The organism is Halanaerobium saccharolyticum (genome assembly GCF_004362045.1).
Taxonomy (GTDB): domain Bacteria; phylum Bacillota; class Halanaerobiia; order Halanaerobiales; family Halanaerobiaceae; genus Halanaerobium; species Halanaerobium saccharolyticum_C.
Map to the genome: position 1 here is coordinate 13,892 of NZ_SNWX01000018.1, position 17,542 is coordinate 31,433.

The 17,542-nt window shown below is 36.6% G+C and carries 19 protein-coding genes; all 19 read left to right on the forward strand.

Going from position 1 to position 17,542, the window contains the following annotated elements; all coding sequences use genetic code 11:
• Nucleotides 1-115 precede the first annotated feature (115 nt).
• Nucleotides 116-2,008: an LTA synthase family protein gene (locus tag DFR79_RS10620; protein ID WP_243727778.1), complete on the forward strand. Its 1,893-nt coding sequence runs from the start codon at nucleotides 116-118 to the stop codon at nucleotides 2,006-2,008.
• A gap of 38 nt (nucleotides 2,009-2,046) precedes the next feature.
• Entirely contained in the window at nucleotides 2,047-3,060 is a 1,014-nt protein-coding gene (locus tag DFR79_RS10625; RefSeq protein WP_133515471.1) for a glycerophosphodiester phosphodiesterase family protein, read from the forward strand.
• Nucleotides 3,061-3,222: 162 nt separating this feature from the next.
• Nucleotides 3,223-4,389 (forward strand): iron-containing alcohol dehydrogenase, encoded by a 1,167-nt coding sequence (locus tag DFR79_RS10630; RefSeq protein WP_133515472.1) that lies wholly within the window; start codon nucleotides 3,223-3,225, stop codon nucleotides 4,387-4,389.
• A gap of 17 nt (nucleotides 4,390-4,406) precedes the next feature.
• Nucleotides 4,407-4,913: a Na+/H+ antiporter subunit E gene (locus DFR79_RS10635; protein ID WP_133515473.1), complete on the forward strand. Its 507-nt coding sequence runs from the start codon at nucleotides 4,407-4,409 to the stop codon at nucleotides 4,911-4,913.
• The gene (locus DFR79_RS10640) at nucleotides 4,910-5,167 is read left to right on the forward strand and encodes a monovalent cation/H+ antiporter complex subunit F (RefSeq protein ID WP_133515474.1); all 258 of its coding nucleotides are present in this window, start codon (nucleotides 4,910-4,912) and stop codon (nucleotides 5,165-5,167) included. The genes DFR79_RS10635 and DFR79_RS10640 overlap by 4 nt, the downstream gene beginning before the upstream one ends.
• Nucleotides 5,167-5,508, forward strand: a complete 342-nt coding sequence (gene mnhG, locus DFR79_RS10645; protein ID WP_133515475.1) for a monovalent cation/H(+) antiporter subunit G — start codon at nucleotides 5,167-5,169, stop codon at nucleotides 5,506-5,508. Before DFR79_RS10640 ends, mnhG begins: the two co-directional genes overlap by 1 nt.
• On the forward strand, nucleotides 5,508-5,750 hold the full coding sequence (locus DFR79_RS10650) for a Na(+)/H(+) antiporter subunit B (RefSeq protein WP_133515476.1): 243 nt from the start codon (nucleotides 5,508-5,510) through the stop codon (nucleotides 5,748-5,750). Before mnhG ends, DFR79_RS10650 begins: the two co-directional genes overlap by 1 nt.
• A 13-nt stretch (nucleotides 5,751-5,763) precedes the next feature.
• Nucleotides 5,764-6,492 carry a hydrogen gas-evolving membrane-bound hydrogenase subunit E gene (gene mbhE / locus DFR79_RS10655; RefSeq protein ID WP_243727781.1) on the forward strand — a complete coding sequence of 243 codons (729 nt, stop codon included), beginning with the start codon at nucleotides 5,764-5,766 and terminating at the stop codon, nucleotides 6,490-6,492.
• Nucleotides 6,492-6,827 carry a sodium:proton antiporter gene (locus DFR79_RS10660; protein WP_133515478.1) on the forward strand — a complete coding sequence of 112 codons (336 nt, stop codon included), beginning with the start codon at nucleotides 6,492-6,494 and terminating at the stop codon, nucleotides 6,825-6,827. Before mbhE ends, DFR79_RS10660 begins: the two co-directional genes overlap by 1 nt.
• Nucleotides 6,827-8,362 (forward strand): complex I subunit 5 family protein, encoded by a 1,536-nt coding sequence (locus DFR79_RS10665; RefSeq protein WP_133515479.1) that lies wholly within the window; start codon nucleotides 6,827-6,829, stop codon nucleotides 8,360-8,362. Before DFR79_RS10660 ends, DFR79_RS10665 begins: the two co-directional genes overlap by 1 nt.
• A gap of 3 nt (nucleotides 8,363-8,365) precedes the next feature.
• Nucleotides 8,366-9,898, forward strand: coding sequence for a complex I subunit 5 family protein (locus DFR79_RS10670; protein ID WP_133515480.1), 1,533 nt, complete (start codon nucleotides 8,366-8,368; stop codon nucleotides 9,896-9,898).
• 3 nt (nucleotides 9,899-9,901) lie between these two features.
• On the forward strand, nucleotides 9,902-11,443 hold the full coding sequence (locus DFR79_RS10675) for a complex I subunit 5 family protein (protein WP_133515481.1): 1,542 nt from the start codon (nucleotides 9,902-9,904) through the stop codon (nucleotides 11,441-11,443).
• Between the two features lie 183 nt (nucleotides 11,444-11,626).
• The gene (locus DFR79_RS10680; RefSeq protein ID WP_133515482.1) at nucleotides 11,627-11,827 is read left to right on the forward strand and encodes a ferritin family protein; all 201 of its coding nucleotides are present in this window, start codon (nucleotides 11,627-11,629) and stop codon (nucleotides 11,825-11,827) included.
• Between the two features lie 67 nt (nucleotides 11,828-11,894).
• A complete protein-coding gene (locus DFR79_RS10685; RefSeq protein ID WP_133515483.1) occupies nucleotides 11,895-12,206 on the forward strand; it encodes an STAS domain-containing protein in 312 nt (103 codons plus the stop codon).
• A gap of 106 nt (nucleotides 12,207-12,312) precedes the next feature.
• Nucleotides 12,313-13,656, forward strand: coding sequence for a PP2C family protein-serine/threonine phosphatase (locus DFR79_RS10690; protein WP_166638034.1), 1,344 nt, complete (start codon nucleotides 12,313-12,315; stop codon nucleotides 13,654-13,656).
• An 88-nt stretch (nucleotides 13,657-13,744) separates the two neighbouring features.
• Nucleotides 13,745-14,098, forward strand: coding sequence for an STAS domain-containing protein (locus DFR79_RS10695; protein WP_133515485.1), 354 nt, complete (start codon nucleotides 13,745-13,747; stop codon nucleotides 14,096-14,098).
• Between the two features lie 31 nt (nucleotides 14,099-14,129).
• A complete protein-coding gene (locus tag DFR79_RS10700) occupies nucleotides 14,130-14,558 on the forward strand; it encodes an ATP-binding protein (protein ID WP_133515486.1) in 429 nt (142 codons plus the stop codon).
• A 63-nt stretch (nucleotides 14,559-14,621) separates the two neighbouring features.
• Nucleotides 14,622-16,307, forward strand: coding sequence for a methyl-accepting chemotaxis protein (locus tag DFR79_RS10705; protein ID WP_133515487.1), 1,686 nt, complete (start codon nucleotides 14,622-14,624; stop codon nucleotides 16,305-16,307).
• Between the two features lie 13 nt (nucleotides 16,308-16,320).
• A complete protein-coding gene (locus DFR79_RS10710; protein WP_133515488.1) occupies nucleotides 16,321-17,517 on the forward strand; it encodes a M20 metallopeptidase family protein in 1,197 nt (398 codons plus the stop codon).
• Nucleotides 17,518-17,542 lie beyond the last annotated feature (25 nt).

Sequence of the window (17,542 nt, forward strand, 5' to 3'; positions counted from 1 at the left end):
CCTTTTTCGGCGGTACCTTTTTCGGTGTTAAAAAATTACTTTTCATAAACTTCAATATCTGATATGATTAAACTGAAAAGAATTAACATTTTTTTAACATTCAGGAGGAGTTTAATTGCTAAAATTTAAAAAGGAGAAGCATCTGAGAATATTTTCTTTGATACTTTTCCTGGCTTTTATTATTAAATATAATTATTTGATGCTGCAGGTTTTTTATGCGCCTTCTCTGACAGCATTAATTATTCGAAATTTGTTTTTTGTTATTTTTTATTTAAAACTTATAGAACCTCTGCTTATTTCTAAAAAGATAAGGCAGAGGTTGTTTTTAATCTTGATGATATTTACAATTTTCTTTCTGTCAAACTACTGGTATAATAGCTATTTTGGTAATTTCTTAAGCATTATTGATATTTTATCAGGGGAAGGAACAGGCAGCTTATCAATGTTTGAAGTCTTATTTACTCATATCTTTAAATTCTGGGATGTGATTTTTATCTTTGATCTGATGCTGCTTGGAATATTGGGATTTAATTCTCTGCCGGATTTAGAATTATATTATGAGTGGAGTCCCGGCAAGTCAGTTTTAAAAGCACTGCCCCTTAAAAATTCGGCTCTTTTAATTTTGATTTTGTTATTAGTCCAGGTAGCTGCCGGGAGTTATATAATGGGAGAAGAAAGTCCTGCTAAACTTTATAAGTCTGGCAGTCCTTATCTTGTTTCTGTTTATGGAATTTTGCCCCTGTATTCAATAGAAGCTTATAGTTATTTTGCTCGGGAAGAGGAAAAACCCAGACCAGAGTTACAAGATATTCCTTATTATAAAAAGCAAAAACAGCTCAGTTCTATTCAGACATTACCAGAAGATACAAATGTAATATTAATCCAGGTAGAATCGCTTGATGCAAAAATAATAGATTACAAACAGCAGGGAAAAGAAGTGACTCCTTTTTTAAATAACTTAAAGGACCGGAGTCTTTATTTTGAAAATTTTTATGCCCAGAAGGTTAATGGAAGTTTTGATGCTGATTTATCAACTTTAACCTCACTATATCCTGTTAATCGAAGTTATGTTTTTCGAGAGATTGATTTAAGCAGTTTTCAATCTCTGCCGTTATTATTAAAAGAAAGGGGATATCAGGCTCTGGCTTTTCATAATAATGATCGTAATTTTTTCAACCGGGCAGAAGCTTATCCTGATTTAGGGTTTGATCGCTTTTACAGTCAGCGCTATTTTCAGGAGAAAATATACCCCGTGCCTCAGGAAAGAGGACTGGGGGTAAATGATTATGATTTCTTTAACTCTGCTGCCGAAATTATTAAGAAAGCTGCTCAAAAGGAGAAACCATTTTTTGCTTATCTTATTTCTTTAACCAGTCATACTCCTTTTGATTTTTACCCCAGGGCAGCTGCAGAAAATTTTGCAGGAGTTAATAATAACCTGGTTCAAAATTACTTTAAATCCATTAATTTTACAGACCAGGCTTTAGAAAATTTTATTTCTAAACTGGAAGCAGCAGGGATTATGGAGAATACACTTTTAGTACTTTATGCTGATCACGAATCAGAAATAAAAGCGATGGAATATGAATCCGGTCGAGATTTTACCCTCTGGCGCAATATTAAGGTACCCTATCATATTCCTTTACTGATTAGTCACCCGGAGATTGAGAATAAAATTATTTCCCGTGAGGGTACAACAACAGATATAGCTCCTACTATCCTTGATTTATTGGGCTTTAGGGAATTACCCCAGCAGTTTGTGGGCAGTTCACTCTTTTTAGATAAAGAAGAACCTATCCTATTTTTACATGAAACACCGCATATTCTAAAAGAGGGGCAGCTTTTTCTTAAAGAACTTGATAATTTGATTAAAGTTGGTCACCTAAAAGATCAGGAGAAGAAGGTAACAATTTCTCAGGAAAAATTAGAAGAACTAGAAGAAATAATAAATTATATGCGTAAAATATTTATGATAAATCAGGGAGAAATATTCAGGGAGGTGGAATAATTAAATATTTTGTAATTATTTCAGTTGTAGTATTAATATTGTTTGTTATTTATTTTGAATTTTATTATTTAATTCGACCTTCCAGACTGGGGAAGAAAATTATTGAAAAATATAACTTTGATTATCCTGTTTTAATAGCACACAGGGGAGCCTCCTATACTGCTCCTGAGTCAACACTTCCTGCAATTAAAACTGCACTCGAAAGTGGAATTGATTATATTGAACTTGATCTACAGCGAACTAAAGATGGGGAACTGGTTATTTTTCATGATACTAATCTCCTGCGGTTAACAAATGCCAAAACTGTGTTTCCTGAAAGAGATAATTATGAGCTTCAAAATTTCACTTTAGAGGAACTTAGGAGTTTAAATTATGGTGCCTGGTTTAATGTCAGCCATCCTCAGCGAGCCAGTGATTCCTACAGTCAGCTGACAATACTTACTTTAAAAGAAGTACTGGACTTTGTGGATCCTGCAAATACGGGAATCGGGCTTGCTCTTGAGCTGAAGAGTCCCTATTTATATGAGGGAATTGAAAAACAAATTGTTGCCGTACTGGAGGCAAAAGAGATTTATGAAGCAGAAAAGGGGCCTCCCCGGATCCTTTTCCTTTCATTTTCTCCGGCAGCTCTACAGAGACTGTCAGAATTAAGACCGGAGTCTCCCCGGATTTTGTTAACTAAAAGAAATTTTGTTTCTCCCAGACGCTGGCAGGGCTGGCTTGATATAACTGAGGAGGTTGCTGATGGGATTGGACCCAAGGGGCATGTCAGTTTCCCCTGGTATATCGGAGCTGCTCACAAAAGAGGTCTGTTTGTATTTCCCTATGTAATTAACCGCTCCTGGCAGCTTAAAATATTTTCCTGGTTTAGTGCAGATGGTTATATTACTGACCGACCGAAGCTGCTGGCCAATTTTTATGACAGAGTTCAGGAATTTGGAGAAAGTGTAGGCGAATTAGGAGAGGAAATCATGGAAGATGATCAGGATTCAAGCTTAGAAAATGGAGAATCCGGGGAAAGTGATGAAAATCAAAAAAATAATTCCAACTAATTTCTATTATTAATGGAATTATGTAAAAAGTTTATGATATAATTTAAATAAGTAACTATTTCTAAGCTGAAAACATTTTCAGGGGAAAATTTTAAAACTTATTTTCAATTTCAAGAAACACTTTATTTAATTAAGAATCACATTAACGGGAGGTTATTTATTATGGAAAATTTTACTTTTCAAAACATTACTAAAATTATCTTTGGTAAAGATACAGAAAAAGAAATTGGGGAACATACGGCCGAACATGGATATAAGGTGCTGCTTCATTACGGTGGAGGTAGTATAAAAAAATATGGGACCTATGACAAAGTGGTTAAATCTCTGGAAAAAGCCGGTGTTGATTATGTTGAACTGGGTGGAGTGGAACCTAATCCCAAACTGTCACTGGTAAAAGAAGGAATAGAACTGGCCAGAGAGGAAAAGGTAGATTTTATCTTGGCTGTTGGTGGAGGAAGTGTTATTGACTCGGCGAAGGCAATTTCTGTTGGCTATTTTTATGATGGTGATGTCTGGGATTTCTTTACTGGAGAAGCAGAAATTAATGAGGCACTGCCGATTGGAGTTGTTTTAACTATTCCTGCTGCCGGAAGTGAATCCAGTGGATCTGCGGTAGTTACTAAAATGGATGGGATGTATAAAAGAGATATTGGATCTGATTTAATTAGACCTCAGTTTGCAATTTTGAATCCCGAGCTTACCTTTACTCTGCCGAATTATCAGACAGCCTGTGGGGCAGCTGATATTATGGCTCACATTATGGAGAGATATTTTACCAATACCGAAAATGTAGAATTAACAGATAGATTATCCGAGTCAGCTTTAAAAACAATTATTAAGAATGTGCCGGAAGTACTTGAAAATAATGAAGATTATGCGGCCAGAGCTGAGATCATGTGGACCGGAACAATTGCCCATAATAACTTACTGGGTACAGGTAGAGAAGAAGACTGGTCCTCACATGGAATTGAGCACGAATTAAGTGGAATTTACGATGTTGCCCATGGTGCTGGCCTGGCAGTTGTTTTCCCGGCCTGGATGAACTATGTCTATCAGCATGACTTAGAGCGTTTTGCCCAGTTTGCTGTGCGGGTCTGGGATGTGGATCCTGATTTTAAAGATTTAGAATGGACTGCCCGTCAGGGAATTAAAAGGACAAAAGAATTCTTTAGTTCTATTGGTCTGCCTGTGACTTTAGAAGGGCTTGAGATTCCTGCTGACCGGCTGGAAGAAATGGCTGAAAAAGCGACGGAGAATGGTCCAATTGGAAATTTTGTTAAATTAGGTAAAGAAGATGTCTTAAATATTTATCAGAGTGCATTAAAATAATGGCTGGAGGTGCCTAAATGCTGCAGAAATTTTCTGCCTTTATCTTTTTGTTAATTGTCTGGTTTATCTTTGCAGGAAAAATAACAGCAGATATTTTAATAGTAGGCAGTGCAGCTTCACTTCTGATAACATTTTTCTTTAGTGATATGCTTTTCAGGGAAGTTCACCGCAAACTTCCCTGGTATCACTATCTGCGTAAGCTGGCACTTTTGTTATTATTTATTCCTGTATTTTTTTATGAAGCAATAACCGCGGCTCTCAAAGTTTCTAAACATGTTTTTGAAAAAAATCCTTCCTTTAATCCTGGAATCGTAAAAGTAAAGACTGAACTGACAGATATTACCGGTTTGAGTCTGCTGGCCAACCTGATTACACTGACCCCGGGAACATTAACTCTCGATTATGATAGAAGCGAAAGTGCCTACTATATTCACTGGATTGATGTAGAAACAGTGGAAGAGGCCGAACTGAAAAAGAAAATAATTGCTCGTTTTGAACGCTGGGTAGGGGTGATTTTTAGATGATTATCGGCTTTGCAATTTTTTTTAGTATACTTTCAATTATTGTTTCATACAGAGTTGTGGTGGGACCAACTATTACAGATCGCTTGATCGGAGCTGATACAATTGGTATTTTTATGTCCCTGGTGATGCTGATGATCGCTCTGGAATATGATATTGCACTTTTAATAGATATTGTACTTGCCTATGCTGTTTTGCTTTTTATTGATATGTTGATTTATGCTAAATACTTTGAGCACGGGGAGCTGTATAGATAATGACAATTAGATTAATAGCTGCCTATCTTTTAATGGGAACCGGAGCTGCTTTTGCAGTAGTTACCGTATTAGGTCTGCTGAGGTTTCCTGATGTTTATACCCGGATGCATGCTGCGGCTGTGGTGCTGACAATGTCTGCGGTGCTGGTAACTATGGGAACTGCAATTTATGTCTGGGATTTCTTTTTAAGTGCCAAGATCATTTTGATTGGAATCTTTTTTCTCTTTTCTAATCCGATGGCAACTCATGCTATTGCCAGAGCTTCTTACAAAAGAGAAATTGCTCTACCGAGGGAATATGAGATTGATGCTTATTCTGATTATTTAGGGAGAGATGTTTAATGGAAGTGCTGGAGATAATTTTAGTTATTTTTTTAGTTTTTTCAGCTTTGATGGCAGTGCGTTTTGATGAAGAGTTGATTTCTATAATTTTTTTATCTATTTTTTCTTTGATTTTAACAGCTCTATATTTACTGCATAAAGCTGCCGATGTAGCTCTGGCGGAAGCAGTTATTGGGGCTGGCTTAAATACAGCAATTTTTATGAGTGCAATCAGTCAGATAAGACATGGAGATTCCGACTGAAACTCAGCCGGAGGTGGAAAGTTTGAATAAGTTAATGAAAAAAACTTTAGTCTCAGTTGTACTGGCCGGAGTTGCGTTGGCCCTTTATCGAAGTTTTGCTCTGATGCCGGGATATCAGGGTTTAAATCTGGGCCTTTCTAATTATATAATTGAATCCGGACTTAAGGATACAGGTTCTCTTAACTTAATTACCGCGGTTCTGTATGATTATCGGGCTTTTGATTCACTGGGAGAGAGCACAGTTATTTTTGGAGCGGTCAGTGGGATTGTCCTTATTTTGTCCCGGAAAATGCTGCCTGTTTCTTCTAAAGGTCTGTCTTTTATTGTCAAAAGAACCCTGGGGATTATGACTCCTTTTATTGCCCTCTTCGGACTATATATAATGTCTCACGGTCACCTGACACCTGGGGGAGGTTTTCAGGGAGGAGTAATTCTGGCTGCTATTTCTATTATTTTTAGTATTGTTTATGGTAGTGCTTTTGATTACCGCCGCTACAGTCCCCAGACCAAGACTGCTCTGGAGACAGGGGGAGCTCTGACCTTTTTAGGTCTGGGTCTGGCCGGGATTTTGATGGAAGGTGCTTTTTTACAAAATTTGGGCTTTTTAACTGCAGAAACCGGGACTCTGATTTCTGCCGGTAGTATTCCCTATATTAATATTGGAGTAGGCTTTAAAGTTGGTGCGGGACTGGCTATTATTTTCTACAGTATGATCCAGAAAACTTTTGAGGAGGATTTTTAATGTTCAATAATTTAATTTTTATCATCCTCTTTATGCTGGGCTTTTACGCTCTGGTTATGAAAACAAATCTAATTAAAAATGTAATTGGTCTCAATATAATGGAGGCAGCCGTTTTTTTCTGGGTTATTTCTTTTTCGGATGTTGGAGGAGAAGTTTCTATCCACAAACTGGGAGAAGAAGTAACAAAGTTTAATGATCCAGTACCTCAGGCATTGACCTTAACCGGGATTGTAATTGGGGCCAGTACAGCTGCTCTGCTTTTAACCTTGATTATAGAATTAAATAAATTTAGTGGTACTATTGATAGAGAAAAAATAGAGGGGCTGAATGACTGATGAGCTGGATGAATATAGAACTTGTTTTATTGATTGTTCTGCCTGCAGTGATTGCGGTGATTATGGCCTTTAGCTCTTCTTTTAAGCAGCGGACTCGAAATATTCTGGCAGTTACGGGGGCCGGAATAGAGCTCTGTTTAGTTTTTTCTTTGTTTTTGCTTAATTTTGAAGCAGTCAAAAGTTCTGAGTTTTTTCTTCAGTTTACCACTGGTTATAGTAATACACCTTTTGTAATTAATTTTGCCATGGATAATCTGAGCCTTTTATTTTCTTTAATTGTGACAGCGGCTGTATTTTTAATAGTTATTTTTTCAACTCAGTATATTAGAGATAAGGAAAGTAGATATTTTGCCCTCTTTTTTCTTGTTTTAGCCTCGATTCAGGGCAGTATTTTAACTGCTGATCTTTTTACATTGTATTTATTTATTGAGGCTATTACGGTTTTTACAACTCCGTTAATATCATTTAAAAAAACAGAGAAGACAACCAGAGCTGCCCTGCAGTATTTCTTTTATGGAATCACAGGTGGTGTATTTTTCTTTATTTCGATTATCCTTATTTATTTCAATCTGGGAACCCTTAAGATGGCCGCAGTAGCTGATTCTTTTGCTCTGATTTCTACCCCAATGCAGTTAACAATTATTATTTTCTTTTTACTGGCTTTATTGATTAAGCTGGGAATTTTCCCCATCCATTTCTGGCTGCCCCGGGCACACAGTGCCTGTCCGGCACCGATCAGTGCTCTGCTTTCGGGAGTACTCTTAAAGGTTTATCTTTACATATTTATGCGTTTATTCTGGACGATGATCGCCTTTGATTTTTTAGTAGAATTGCATTTGAGTGCTTTTGTGCTGGATCTGGCATTAGTCTCCAGTTTGATTGGTCATGTTTTTGCCCTGCAGGCAGATGAATTAAAGAAAATGCTTGCCTATTCCAGTATCGGTCATATTGGTATGATTTTAGCAGTGTTAATGCTGAATACAGAAGCAGCTTTTTATGGAGGACTGCTGCACATTATTGCGCACATGATGATGAAGTCTGGACTTTTTTTAAGCAGTGGTTATCTGCTCAGAACAACACTTTCTCATCATATAGATGATCTAAAGGGAATTGGTCATAAAAACAGGCTGGTCTTTATTGCTTTTATAATTATCTGTCTGGGAACAATTGGAATGCCGCCTCTGATTGGTTTTGTTAGTAAGTGGTTTGTACTGCTTGCTTTTTTAGAAGCCCGTCATTATTTTGGTGCCTTTGTAGTTGGAGCCGGCAGTATAATTGCTCTTATTTATTATCTGCGTTATATTTCTCAGGCCTATGAGACCGTAAAAACTGAAAACAAAACTCTGCGGGAAGAACTTGTTTCTTTAAAAGTCTTTTTTAAATCTACAAATATCATGAAAAATGTTATTTATCTTTTTACCCTGCTGATTATTATCTTTGGTCTGAGCTATCAATTTTTTGAAATGCCGATTAATACTGCAATTTTTGAACTATTAAATCCGCAGAAGTATATAGAGCTTGTTCTGGGAGGTTGATTAATGGATATTAAAATTTTATTTTTGATTTTAGTTCCTCTGGCTACAGCCTTTTTGATTCCTTTTATTGATTTAATTAATGCTAAATTAAGGCGCTTTTTTGTACTGCTTGGAATTTTACTGGAATCATATTTAATTATAAGTATTATCATAAATAATTTTCAGAGCCTTAAAAAGGGAGATTTTTTCCTGCAGTATTATCTCGGGGGCTGGCAGCCGCCAATTGGCATTTCTCTGGCAATGGATGGTCTCAGTCTATTATTTGCTGTAATTACGGCTTTGAGTCTTTTTCTGATAGTTATTTATTCTATTGGTTATATTGGACATCATGAGGGGAAATATTATGTGCTTTACTTTTTAATAACAGCTGCTTCGATGGGGGTTGTTTTAACTGCAGATATTTTCAATATTTATGTTTTTATCGAAATGCTGACTATAACCTCCGGGGCTCTGATTGGTTTTAAAAGAAGTCAGGAAGCAAGTGCGGCCGCAATTAAATATTTGATTTATAATGTCCTGGCAGGTTTACTTTTTTTTCTGGGAGTACTTCTGATTTATTTCAATCTGGGAACTTTAAATATGGCAGATATTTCCCGGAATTTTGCTTCCCTGAAAAGTGGGATTCAACTTTTTATTTCAGCTATTTTTCTGACAGCAATTTTAATCAAAATGGGTATTTTCCCTTTTCTGTTCTGGCTGCCTAAAAGTTATGATACCGCACCATCACCGGTTACCGCTGTTTTATCAGGAGTGTTATCAAAGGTTTATCTCTATATTTTTATCAGGATCTTCTGGACTGTAATTGGTTTTGAGACACTGGTATCTTTAAATTTAGATATACTGCTTCTTAATCTGGCCCTGGTTTCCTCCTTTCTGGGCCATCTATTTGCTCTGCAGTCTAATAATATTAAACGATTATTAGGTTATTCGAGTATTGGACATATCGGAATGATTCTGGCTGTAATTATGCTGAATACTGATGCCGGTTTTTATGGAGGCCTGCTGCACATTATCAGCCACATGTTTATGAAGGCTGGACTTTTTGTAGCCTGTGGTTATCTGCTGCAGTATACCCGTTCACATGCTTATCGTGACTTTAAAGGAGTGGGAATTAGAAACAGGTCAGTATTTATTGCTTTTATCTTACTTTTATTAAGTATGATTGGAATGCCGCCTCTGCTCGGTTTTGCCAGTAAATGGTATGTATTAATGGCTTTTTTAGAGTCAGGCAGCTATTTTGGAGCATTTATAGTTATTTTTGGCAGTCTGACAGCGGTTATTTATTATTTGCGCTACATAGCCAAGGGCTTTGAAGAGGTTAAATTAACTGAAGCTGATTTAAAAGAGGAGATTTTCAGCAGACCACTTTTATCAGTTTTATACAGAGAGAAAATAGTAAGTTTTATTACGTATGCCTATACAGCAATTATTGTAGGTTTTGGTCTTGGCTTTAGATTTTTTGATCTACCACTTAGAATGTCAATCAAAAGCGTCATGGATGTAGAAAAATACATAGAATTAGTGCTGGGAGGTTAAACTATGGCTGTTATCTGGCAGCAGTTTTTGGCAAGTTTTCAATTTGATAGTTTTTTTCCGCTGCTGGCTGCAGTAGGAGTAATCTTGACCCTGATGACAGCTCTGGCGGCCTGGAATTATATTAGAGAAAATAAGTTCTGGTATTATGCCCTGACTGTAGTTTATCTCTTAAGTACACTGGTTGTAGTTTTAACTAGGGACTGGTTTTTCTTCCTTTTTGCCTGGGAGATGGTAACTCTGGCCACCACCTTTATGCTGGCCTGGAGTGACTGGAAGCTGGTTCGCCAGTATTTTGTAATTCAGTTCAGCGGCAGCAGTATTTTGCTTTTTGGTGCCCTGGCGGCCAATGCCTTTGGTTATACAGAGATTGGAGTAATTGATTCTGTTCCACTGCAGTTTTTATTAATTATGGGTATCGGAATGAAAAGTGGTCTCTTTTTATTTCATTTCTGGCTGCCTCCGATTCACTCAGAGGCTCCGGCCCCGGTTAGTGCAATTTTATCCGGCTGGGTTGTTAAACTGGGATACATATTTTTGCTGAAAATTATTCCGATGGAAACTGGAAATACCTTTCTCTTCCTGCTGGGTCTGGCAATGATAGTTTATGCCGGCTGGCAGGCTCTGCGTTCTGCTGATTTAAAAATTATGCTGGCTTATTCCACAGTCAGTCAGCTGGGTTTTATTGCTCTGGCAATTGGTACCGGTGGTCAATATGCTTTTTATGGAGCGGTACTGCATATAATTGCCCATGGATTTGCCAAAACTACGCTTTTTATCAGCAGTGGTATCTGGCAGAAGGAATATGGCACCAGGATTATTTATGATTTTAAGGATGCTGTCAGCCGCCGACCACTCACCTCAGCGGCTACAATTTTGAGCTTTGCTTCTCTGGCAGCTGTAGTTTTTACAGCCGGGTATAATAGTAAATATTTAATTAAATCTGCTCAAACTCCTGGTTTGCTGACAGCGGCAGTTTTCTTTCTGCTGGGACTTTTAAGTTTTCTCTATGCAGGCAGAGTTCTCTACTGGATTTTTATTAAGGACCAGGACTACAGCACTTTTTTTGCTGATTTAAAACAGGGTTTTAATCACTATCAAATTTATACTCAGGATGTTCTGGCGCTCCTGATAGGAATGCTGGGGATTATTATTGTTGGTTTCTGGCCGGAGATGCCGGGAGAAGTTTTATCCAGTCTGGTGGAAAAGGATTTTCACCTTTTAACTGGGCTGCGGGATACTCTGATTTATCTGGGGATTTCAGCTTATTTATTTTACAATCACAGCGGCTTTAAGGTTGAAGCGAGAGGAGATCTTTCGCTGGAAAATTACCTGCAGCTATTTTTAAACTTTTTATATGGCTTAAGCCGCAAAAGTGTTAAATTTGATACTGAGAAAATATTTGAAACATTTTTTTATAATGCAATTTTTAATGCTTCTAAAAGGGTGCATGATTTTGTTTATCAGGACTTTACAATACAGTTGTTATGGATTCCAATTTTTATGACTCTGCTCTTACTCTGGCAGCAGATCTACAGTTATTTTTAATTTTAAAAATCACTTTATTTATGAACTTACCGGGTTAAAAGCAAATATTTAATGATCCACTAAATTTAAACTTAAACACAGTTAATTGTTATTGGTTTAATTTAGGGTTTTTTGTCGAAAAAACAGGTATTATAACAGTTATGTAAAATATTAAATAGTAGAACTAAATAAGGAGTGGTATAAATGGATCCAGTGTTAGAAGGAATATTAGAAGCTATAGATGATGAGATTGCAGCTCAAAAAAAATATCAGAATTTAAAAGAGCAGACCGCTGATGAAAAGGCAAAAGCTCTTTTTGAACAGCTGATTAAAGATGAAATAGGACATGAGAAACTCCTGCGTTCACGGTATGAAGCTTTAAAAGATCATTTAAAGGATAATTAAATTATTTATTGGGGGCTAGTATTTTGAGACAGACTAAATATGAATTAAAAATATGGGGGATAAAAAAATGGAAAGTAAAATAACTGTGATTGACAGCAATGAGGTTGTAATTAGTCCTGAAGGGGAGATAGATTTTTCGAACTCTCAGCAATTAAAAGAGGAACTGCTGCAGGTATTTGAACAGGATTATAAGCAGGTTATATTAGATTTTTCTGAGGTTGAGAGTATTGATAGTTCAGGCCTGGGTAAACTACTGCTCTTTCAGAAAAAGTTAAAAGAAAAAGATGGAACTTTAATTATTAGAAATGTAAAAAGTGATTATATAAAAAATATGTTTGAGATGATTCATTTAAATAAGGTGATAGAAATTGAGTCTTAATTTAGTCAATTTCGGCTAAAGATTGATTTTTGGAGCTTAAAATTATATACTTAAGGTTATTAGAACCTAATTTTTAAAATATAATGATTCCAGAAGGATGAACCTTATGAATTTATCATTAATGCTGCTGCTTCTATTTTTAATGACAGCTTTAATTATAGTACTGGCAGTTAAAATTATGATTTCTAAAAAAGACTTTCGAAAACTGGAGTCCCGGGGAGAAATTAAGAACTTAAAGTTAAAAGAACAGCAAAATAAAATAAATGAACTGGAAGCTGATATTAAATCAAAACTAAAAAAGGCCAGAAACATTCATCGGCGAATGCTGCCTGATAAACTGGCTGAACCAGATGATTATTTTATCAGTGATTACTATCAACCGGCTGAATATATTGGTGGAGATTATTATAATTTTTTCAAAATAGATCATGGAGCTCTGGATTCTTTTTTTGATCAATATTTACTTTATTTTTTCGATGTTTCCGGTCATGGAATTGACAGTACACTTTTATCAATTTTTGTCAATGACAGTATTGAAAATTATTTTAAACTGCGGCACAGTCCGGGGGAGAAAATATCAACCAGCAAATTGATGAATTATATTGATCAGCGTTATCAAAATGAAGGTTTTCCGGATGATTATCTGGTCTGTTTATTTATTGCTGTTCTTGATACTAAAAAAAGCACCTTAAATTACAGCAGTGGTGGTTTTCAATATCCAATCTATAAACTGGATCAGGAGGATCGGATTGAGGAAATAAATATTGGGGGCCTTCCTATTTCTGCAGCCCTGGGTGCTCTCAAAGATAGCCGCCGGGAACAGACTGTTAATTTTGAAAAAAATAATACCTTAATTCTTTCTACAGATGGTCTGCTGGAACAGAGTAATGGTGATCAGCAGTATTTTCAGCAGCTGCAGGGGCTCTTAAAAAAGTATAAATTTTTGCCAGCACCATTTTTAAAAGATTTAATCCGCAGTGATTTTTATAAGTTTACAAATGATAATCCCGGAAAAGATGATCTTACATTTTTGTTAATGGAAAGGCCTGCCGGAGAGATTATTAATTGTATTCTGGACCAGGAAAATATTAATTTAGAGGCAGCTGAAATTAAAGAGTTTTTAAATCAGAATTTGTGGTCTGATCACTTACATTTTCAGACATTAAAAGAGATTATAACTAATCTATTGGAAAATTCAGAGCTTGAACTCAAGATTAAAGCTCTCAATAATCAGCAGCTTTTAATGTTCAGTCTGGAACACTTAAATGATAAAAACGGCTGGGACTCAATTTTGAATTCTTATCCGGATTTAATTTCAATTGCGGAAAAAGATCTAAATAGATCTCAAAATGGGGAAGCGGAGATTTTATTTAATGATCAGGAAATTTATTTTAGCCATACTGCTTCCAATAGCAGGATGTATTTAATGTTAGTTAAAGAGGAAACTTAAATTAATAATTTAAGGTTAAGTTTTTAATACTTAAAGCAGTCAATTTGCCTGGACTAATAAAAACAAAATATAAATTGGGGTGTTTAAATTGTTAAAAGACTCATTAAAAATGCTGGTAGAAAACAATAAAGCTGTTTTGAAGTTTGAGGGAGAAGTTATTTTTGATAATTCAAATCAGTTAAAAGAAGAAGCAAAACAGATGCTTTCTAAAAATGAAAAAGTCAACAGTCTGGTTATTGATCTTGGCAGTGTTCCTTATCTCGATAGTTCTGGAGTGGGAGTTATTTTATCTCTGTTTAAGTTTATGCGTAACAGAAATGGAGCCCTGGCTGTAGCAGAAGCAAATGAAAAAATAAAGAGAGTTTTTGATGTCACTAAATTGAGAGAAATTATTCCGGTTTATGCTGGAGTCGAAGAGGCGATGCAGGAAGATCAGGTTTAATTTATAAACTATCAGGGCTGAGGTGCATTAAATGCAGAGTTCAATAGTGGAAAAAAGTTTTGAAATGGGCTGTAGAGCGGAGGAAATCTCTTCGATTTTAGAAAAAATATTTTCCGTGCTCAATAATTCAGCTGTTGCGGCTGAGGAAATAGAGTTTAGTCTGGAAATTGCTGCTCGCGAAATGCTGGCAAATGCAATTGAACATGGATGTACTCTGGCCGCTGATGATAGCAGGGATCTAGAAGTTTTAAAGATTAAGCTTGAGCTTAAGGTGAGTAGAGAAAAAGTGGTGCTCAAGGTAAAAGATCCGGGGCCTGGATTTGACTGGAAAAATTGTGATTTAGAAACGATGCCCAAATTTGAAGAAAAGGGTAGAGGTCTAAAAATGATTAATCAGGTTTCAGATCAAATAAAGTTTAATTCTGCTGGAAATAAAATAACAGCAGTTTTTAAATTATAGTGGAAAAAAATTTATAAAACAATTAAATTTGACGCAACTGGATTATCAAACGGGGGGAAAATATTGTTTAAAAAAATTAAGGGATCTATGTTTGCAAAATTTGTTCTGTCTTTTTTAGTCATTATTATTTTATTTGCTGCAGCAAGCTATGTTGAATATTATTATTCACATCAGGTAATTGAGATGGAAGAAGAGATAATGGAGATGCAGGATTTTCAATTGGAACTTGCTCAGCTGGAGATTGATCATCATCTCTGGATGATCAGTCTTTATGAGATGATGGTTGGGGGTTCAGTACCTGAGCTGGGTGATCATACCGAATGTAATTTAGGCCAGTGGTATTATAATATTACTCCACCAGAATATTTAGAAGAACCCTATCAGGCACTGGAGGAACCCCATACTGAGCTGCATAAATATGGTCAGGAAGTTGTAGCACTTTTTACCAGTGGTCAGCAGGAAGAAGCGAGGCGGGTCTTTAAGGAAGAGATTAAACCAAATTTAAATCTGGTGCGAGAAAATCTGGGAGAAATGATCCATTTAGCAGAAACTGAAATTGAGGAGCTGAAAGCTGCAAAAGAAGAAATGATGGAATTATCAGATACCATTTTCTATTCAGCGAGCATAATCACCCTCTTATTATCAGCCTTAATTGCCTGGATCTTGACCAGGACTACAGTTGGTCCAATTAATAAGCTGGTTGAGCAGGCTGATAAAGTAGCAGCAGGTGACTTAAGGAATAAAGTGCAGTCAAAGAAAACCGATGAGTTGGGAACACTGGTAAATGCTTTTAATAAGATGATTGATACCTTACGTAATCTGGTTAATAATATTGATGATAATGCAGATGCTGTTGTAACAGCAGTTAAAGATTTAAATGTGGTCTCAGAAGATACAGGTCGCGGTTCTGAAGAGATTGCCCGCAGTATTACTGAAGTTGCAGAGAGCAGCTCAGAGATTGGAAATGAAATAGCTGAGGTTAAGAATGTAGCCAATCAGCTTAATCAGGAAGGTAAAACTTTAAAAGCCAACACCGAAGAAAGTTTAAAGATGGCAGATGAGTCTGCAGAATCTGCAGAAATGGGTCAAAAAGCTATCCGCCAGGCAATCAGTCAGCTGGATGTGGTCAGTGAGACTGTAAACTTTGCGACTGAGGCTATTGAAAAACTGGGTAAGCGTTCTCAGGAAATTGGTCAAATGGTAGCAATGATAGAAGGTATTTCTTCTCAGACCAATCTGCTGGCTTTAAATGCAGCAATTGAGGCAGCCCGGGCTGGAGAAAAAGGAAGAGGATTTTCTGTGGTAGCCGAAGAAGTTAGAGAGCTGGCCGAAGAATCTTCTGAGGTAACAACTCAGATTAGTTCTTTAATTGAGGATATCCAGTCAGAAACTACAGCAACTGTTAATTCGATGGATACCAATATTGAAGAGGTTAATAAGCAGATCCGGATTATTACCGAAGCTGGTGATTCCCTGGATCAAATGGTTACTGCTTCCGAAAAAACAAATAAAAAAGTAAAAGAAATGCATCAATTTGCAGACCATCTTGACGATATTATTGATACAATCAATAATGCTGTGGATTCTGTAGGGAGTGCAATAGAAAATAATTCTGCCAGTGCAGAGGAAGTTTCTGCTCTAGCGGAAGAACAGAGTGCTACAGTAGAAGAAATATCAGCTTCTGCAGATGAACTGGAAAACATGGCCAAACATTTACAGTCACTTATCAAAAATTTTGAAGTTAAATAAGAGGTGAAGTAAGTTGAAGCAACCTGATCTCAGTCAGAAAATAAAAGAAAAAGCAGCAGCAGTTGAGGAATTTGTTATTAAAATCAGACATCAGATTCATCAAAATCCGGAGCTGTCTTTTTCCGAAAATAAAACGGCAGCTCTGGCAGCTGCAGAAATGAAAAAATTAGGATTTGAAGTAAGAGAAAATATCTTTGGGACTGGAGTCACCGCTACTTTTAAAAACAGCAGTGATTCTGCAGCAAAAACTCTTTTAATCAGGGCTGATATGGATGCCCTGCCGGTAGAAGAAAAAAATGAGCTTAAGTTTAAATCAAAAAAGGAAGGAATTATGCATGCCTGCGGCCATGATGGACATACTGCGATTTTAATTGGAACTGCAGTTGTACTCAAAGAAATTGCTGCCGATTTTAATGGTAATCTAAAATTTCTTTTTCAACCGGGGGAGGAGACTTCAGGTGGGGCTGAAGGAATGATCAAAGAGGGAGTACTCAAAAATCCAGATGTGGATGCAGCAGTCGGTCTGCATCTCTGGGGAAGCAGTCCTGAGGGAGTTGTAGAGTATAAAAGTGGTCCCTTTATGGCCTCACCTGACCGTTTTGATTTAAAAATAATTGGGAGAGGTGGTCATGCAGCTCGACCGCAGAATACTATTGATCCAATTCCAATCGGCGCTGAAATTATTTCTGCTCTGCAGACAATTGTCAGCCGGCGGATTGATCCCCTGGAGTCGGCAGTTATTTCTGTCTGCAATTTTGAAGCAGGCAGCACCCATAATGTAATTCCTGATCAGGCAGTACTGAAGGCCACAGTTCGCTCTTTAAAAAGTGATATCCGGCAGCAGCTGGCAGAAAATATAGAAAAGGTAATTAAAAATATCTGTGATATTTATGATGCAGATTACGAATTTAATTATATTTTTGGTTATCCCCCGGTAGTTAATGATTCTGAGATGACAGAAATTGTAGCCGGAGCAGCGAAAAAAATACTGGGTAAAAGCAGGGTTCGAGAAAAAGAAAAGGCGGAAATGGGAGGAGAAGATTTTTCCTATTTCGGCAGAGAAGTTCCAGCAGCTTTTTATTACCTGGGAATTGCTCCGGAGGGTGAGATAATAAATCATCATCAGTCTGATTTTAAGTTTAATGATTCGGTTTTAAAAGATGGTGTTGCTGTAATGGCTCAGGCAGCTGTAGATTTTTTAAATTCTTAAATTAAAATAGGAGATACAGTAATTT

Coding starts and splice junctions, on each gene's coding strand:
- DFR79_RS10685 (WP_133515483.1), top strand. CDS start 11,895: ATGGAAAGTAAAATAACTGTGATTGACAGCAATGAGGTTGTAATTAGT.
- DFR79_RS10665 (WP_133515479.1), top strand. CDS start 6,827: ATGAGCTGGATGAATATAGAACTTGTTTTATTGATTGTTCTGCCTGCA.
- mnhG (WP_133515475.1), top strand. CDS start 5,167: ATGACAATTAGATTAATAGCTGCCTATCTTTTAATGGGAACCGGAGCT.
- DFR79_RS10635 (WP_133515473.1), top strand. CDS start 4,407: ATGCTGCAGAAATTTTCTGCCTTTATCTTTTTGTTAATTGTCTGGTTT.
- DFR79_RS10650 (WP_133515476.1), top strand. CDS start 5,508: ATGGAAGTGCTGGAGATAATTTTAGTTATTTTTTTAGTTTTTTCAGCT.
- DFR79_RS10690 (WP_166638034.1), top strand. CDS start 12,313: ATGAATTTATCATTAATGCTGCTGCTTCTATTTTTAATGACAGCTTTA.
- DFR79_RS10630 (WP_133515472.1), top strand. CDS start 3,223: ATGGAAAATTTTACTTTTCAAAACATTACTAAAATTATCTTTGGTAAA.
- DFR79_RS10680 (WP_133515482.1), top strand. CDS start 11,627: ATGGATCCAGTGTTAGAAGGAATATTAGAAGCTATAGATGATGAGATT.
- DFR79_RS10640 (WP_133515474.1), top strand. CDS start 4,910: ATGATTATCGGCTTTGCAATTTTTTTTAGTATACTTTCAATTATTGTT.
- DFR79_RS10675 (WP_133515481.1), top strand. CDS start 9,902: ATGGCTGTTATCTGGCAGCAGTTTTTGGCAAGTTTTCAATTTGATAGT.
- DFR79_RS10700 (WP_133515486.1), top strand. CDS start 14,130: ATGCAGAGTTCAATAGTGGAAAAAAGTTTTGAAATGGGCTGTAGAGCG.
- DFR79_RS10660 (WP_133515478.1), top strand. CDS start 6,492: ATGTTCAATAATTTAATTTTTATCATCCTCTTTATGCTGGGCTTTTAC.
- DFR79_RS10670 (WP_133515480.1), top strand. CDS start 8,366: ATGGATATTAAAATTTTATTTTTGATTTTAGTTCCTCTGGCTACAGCC.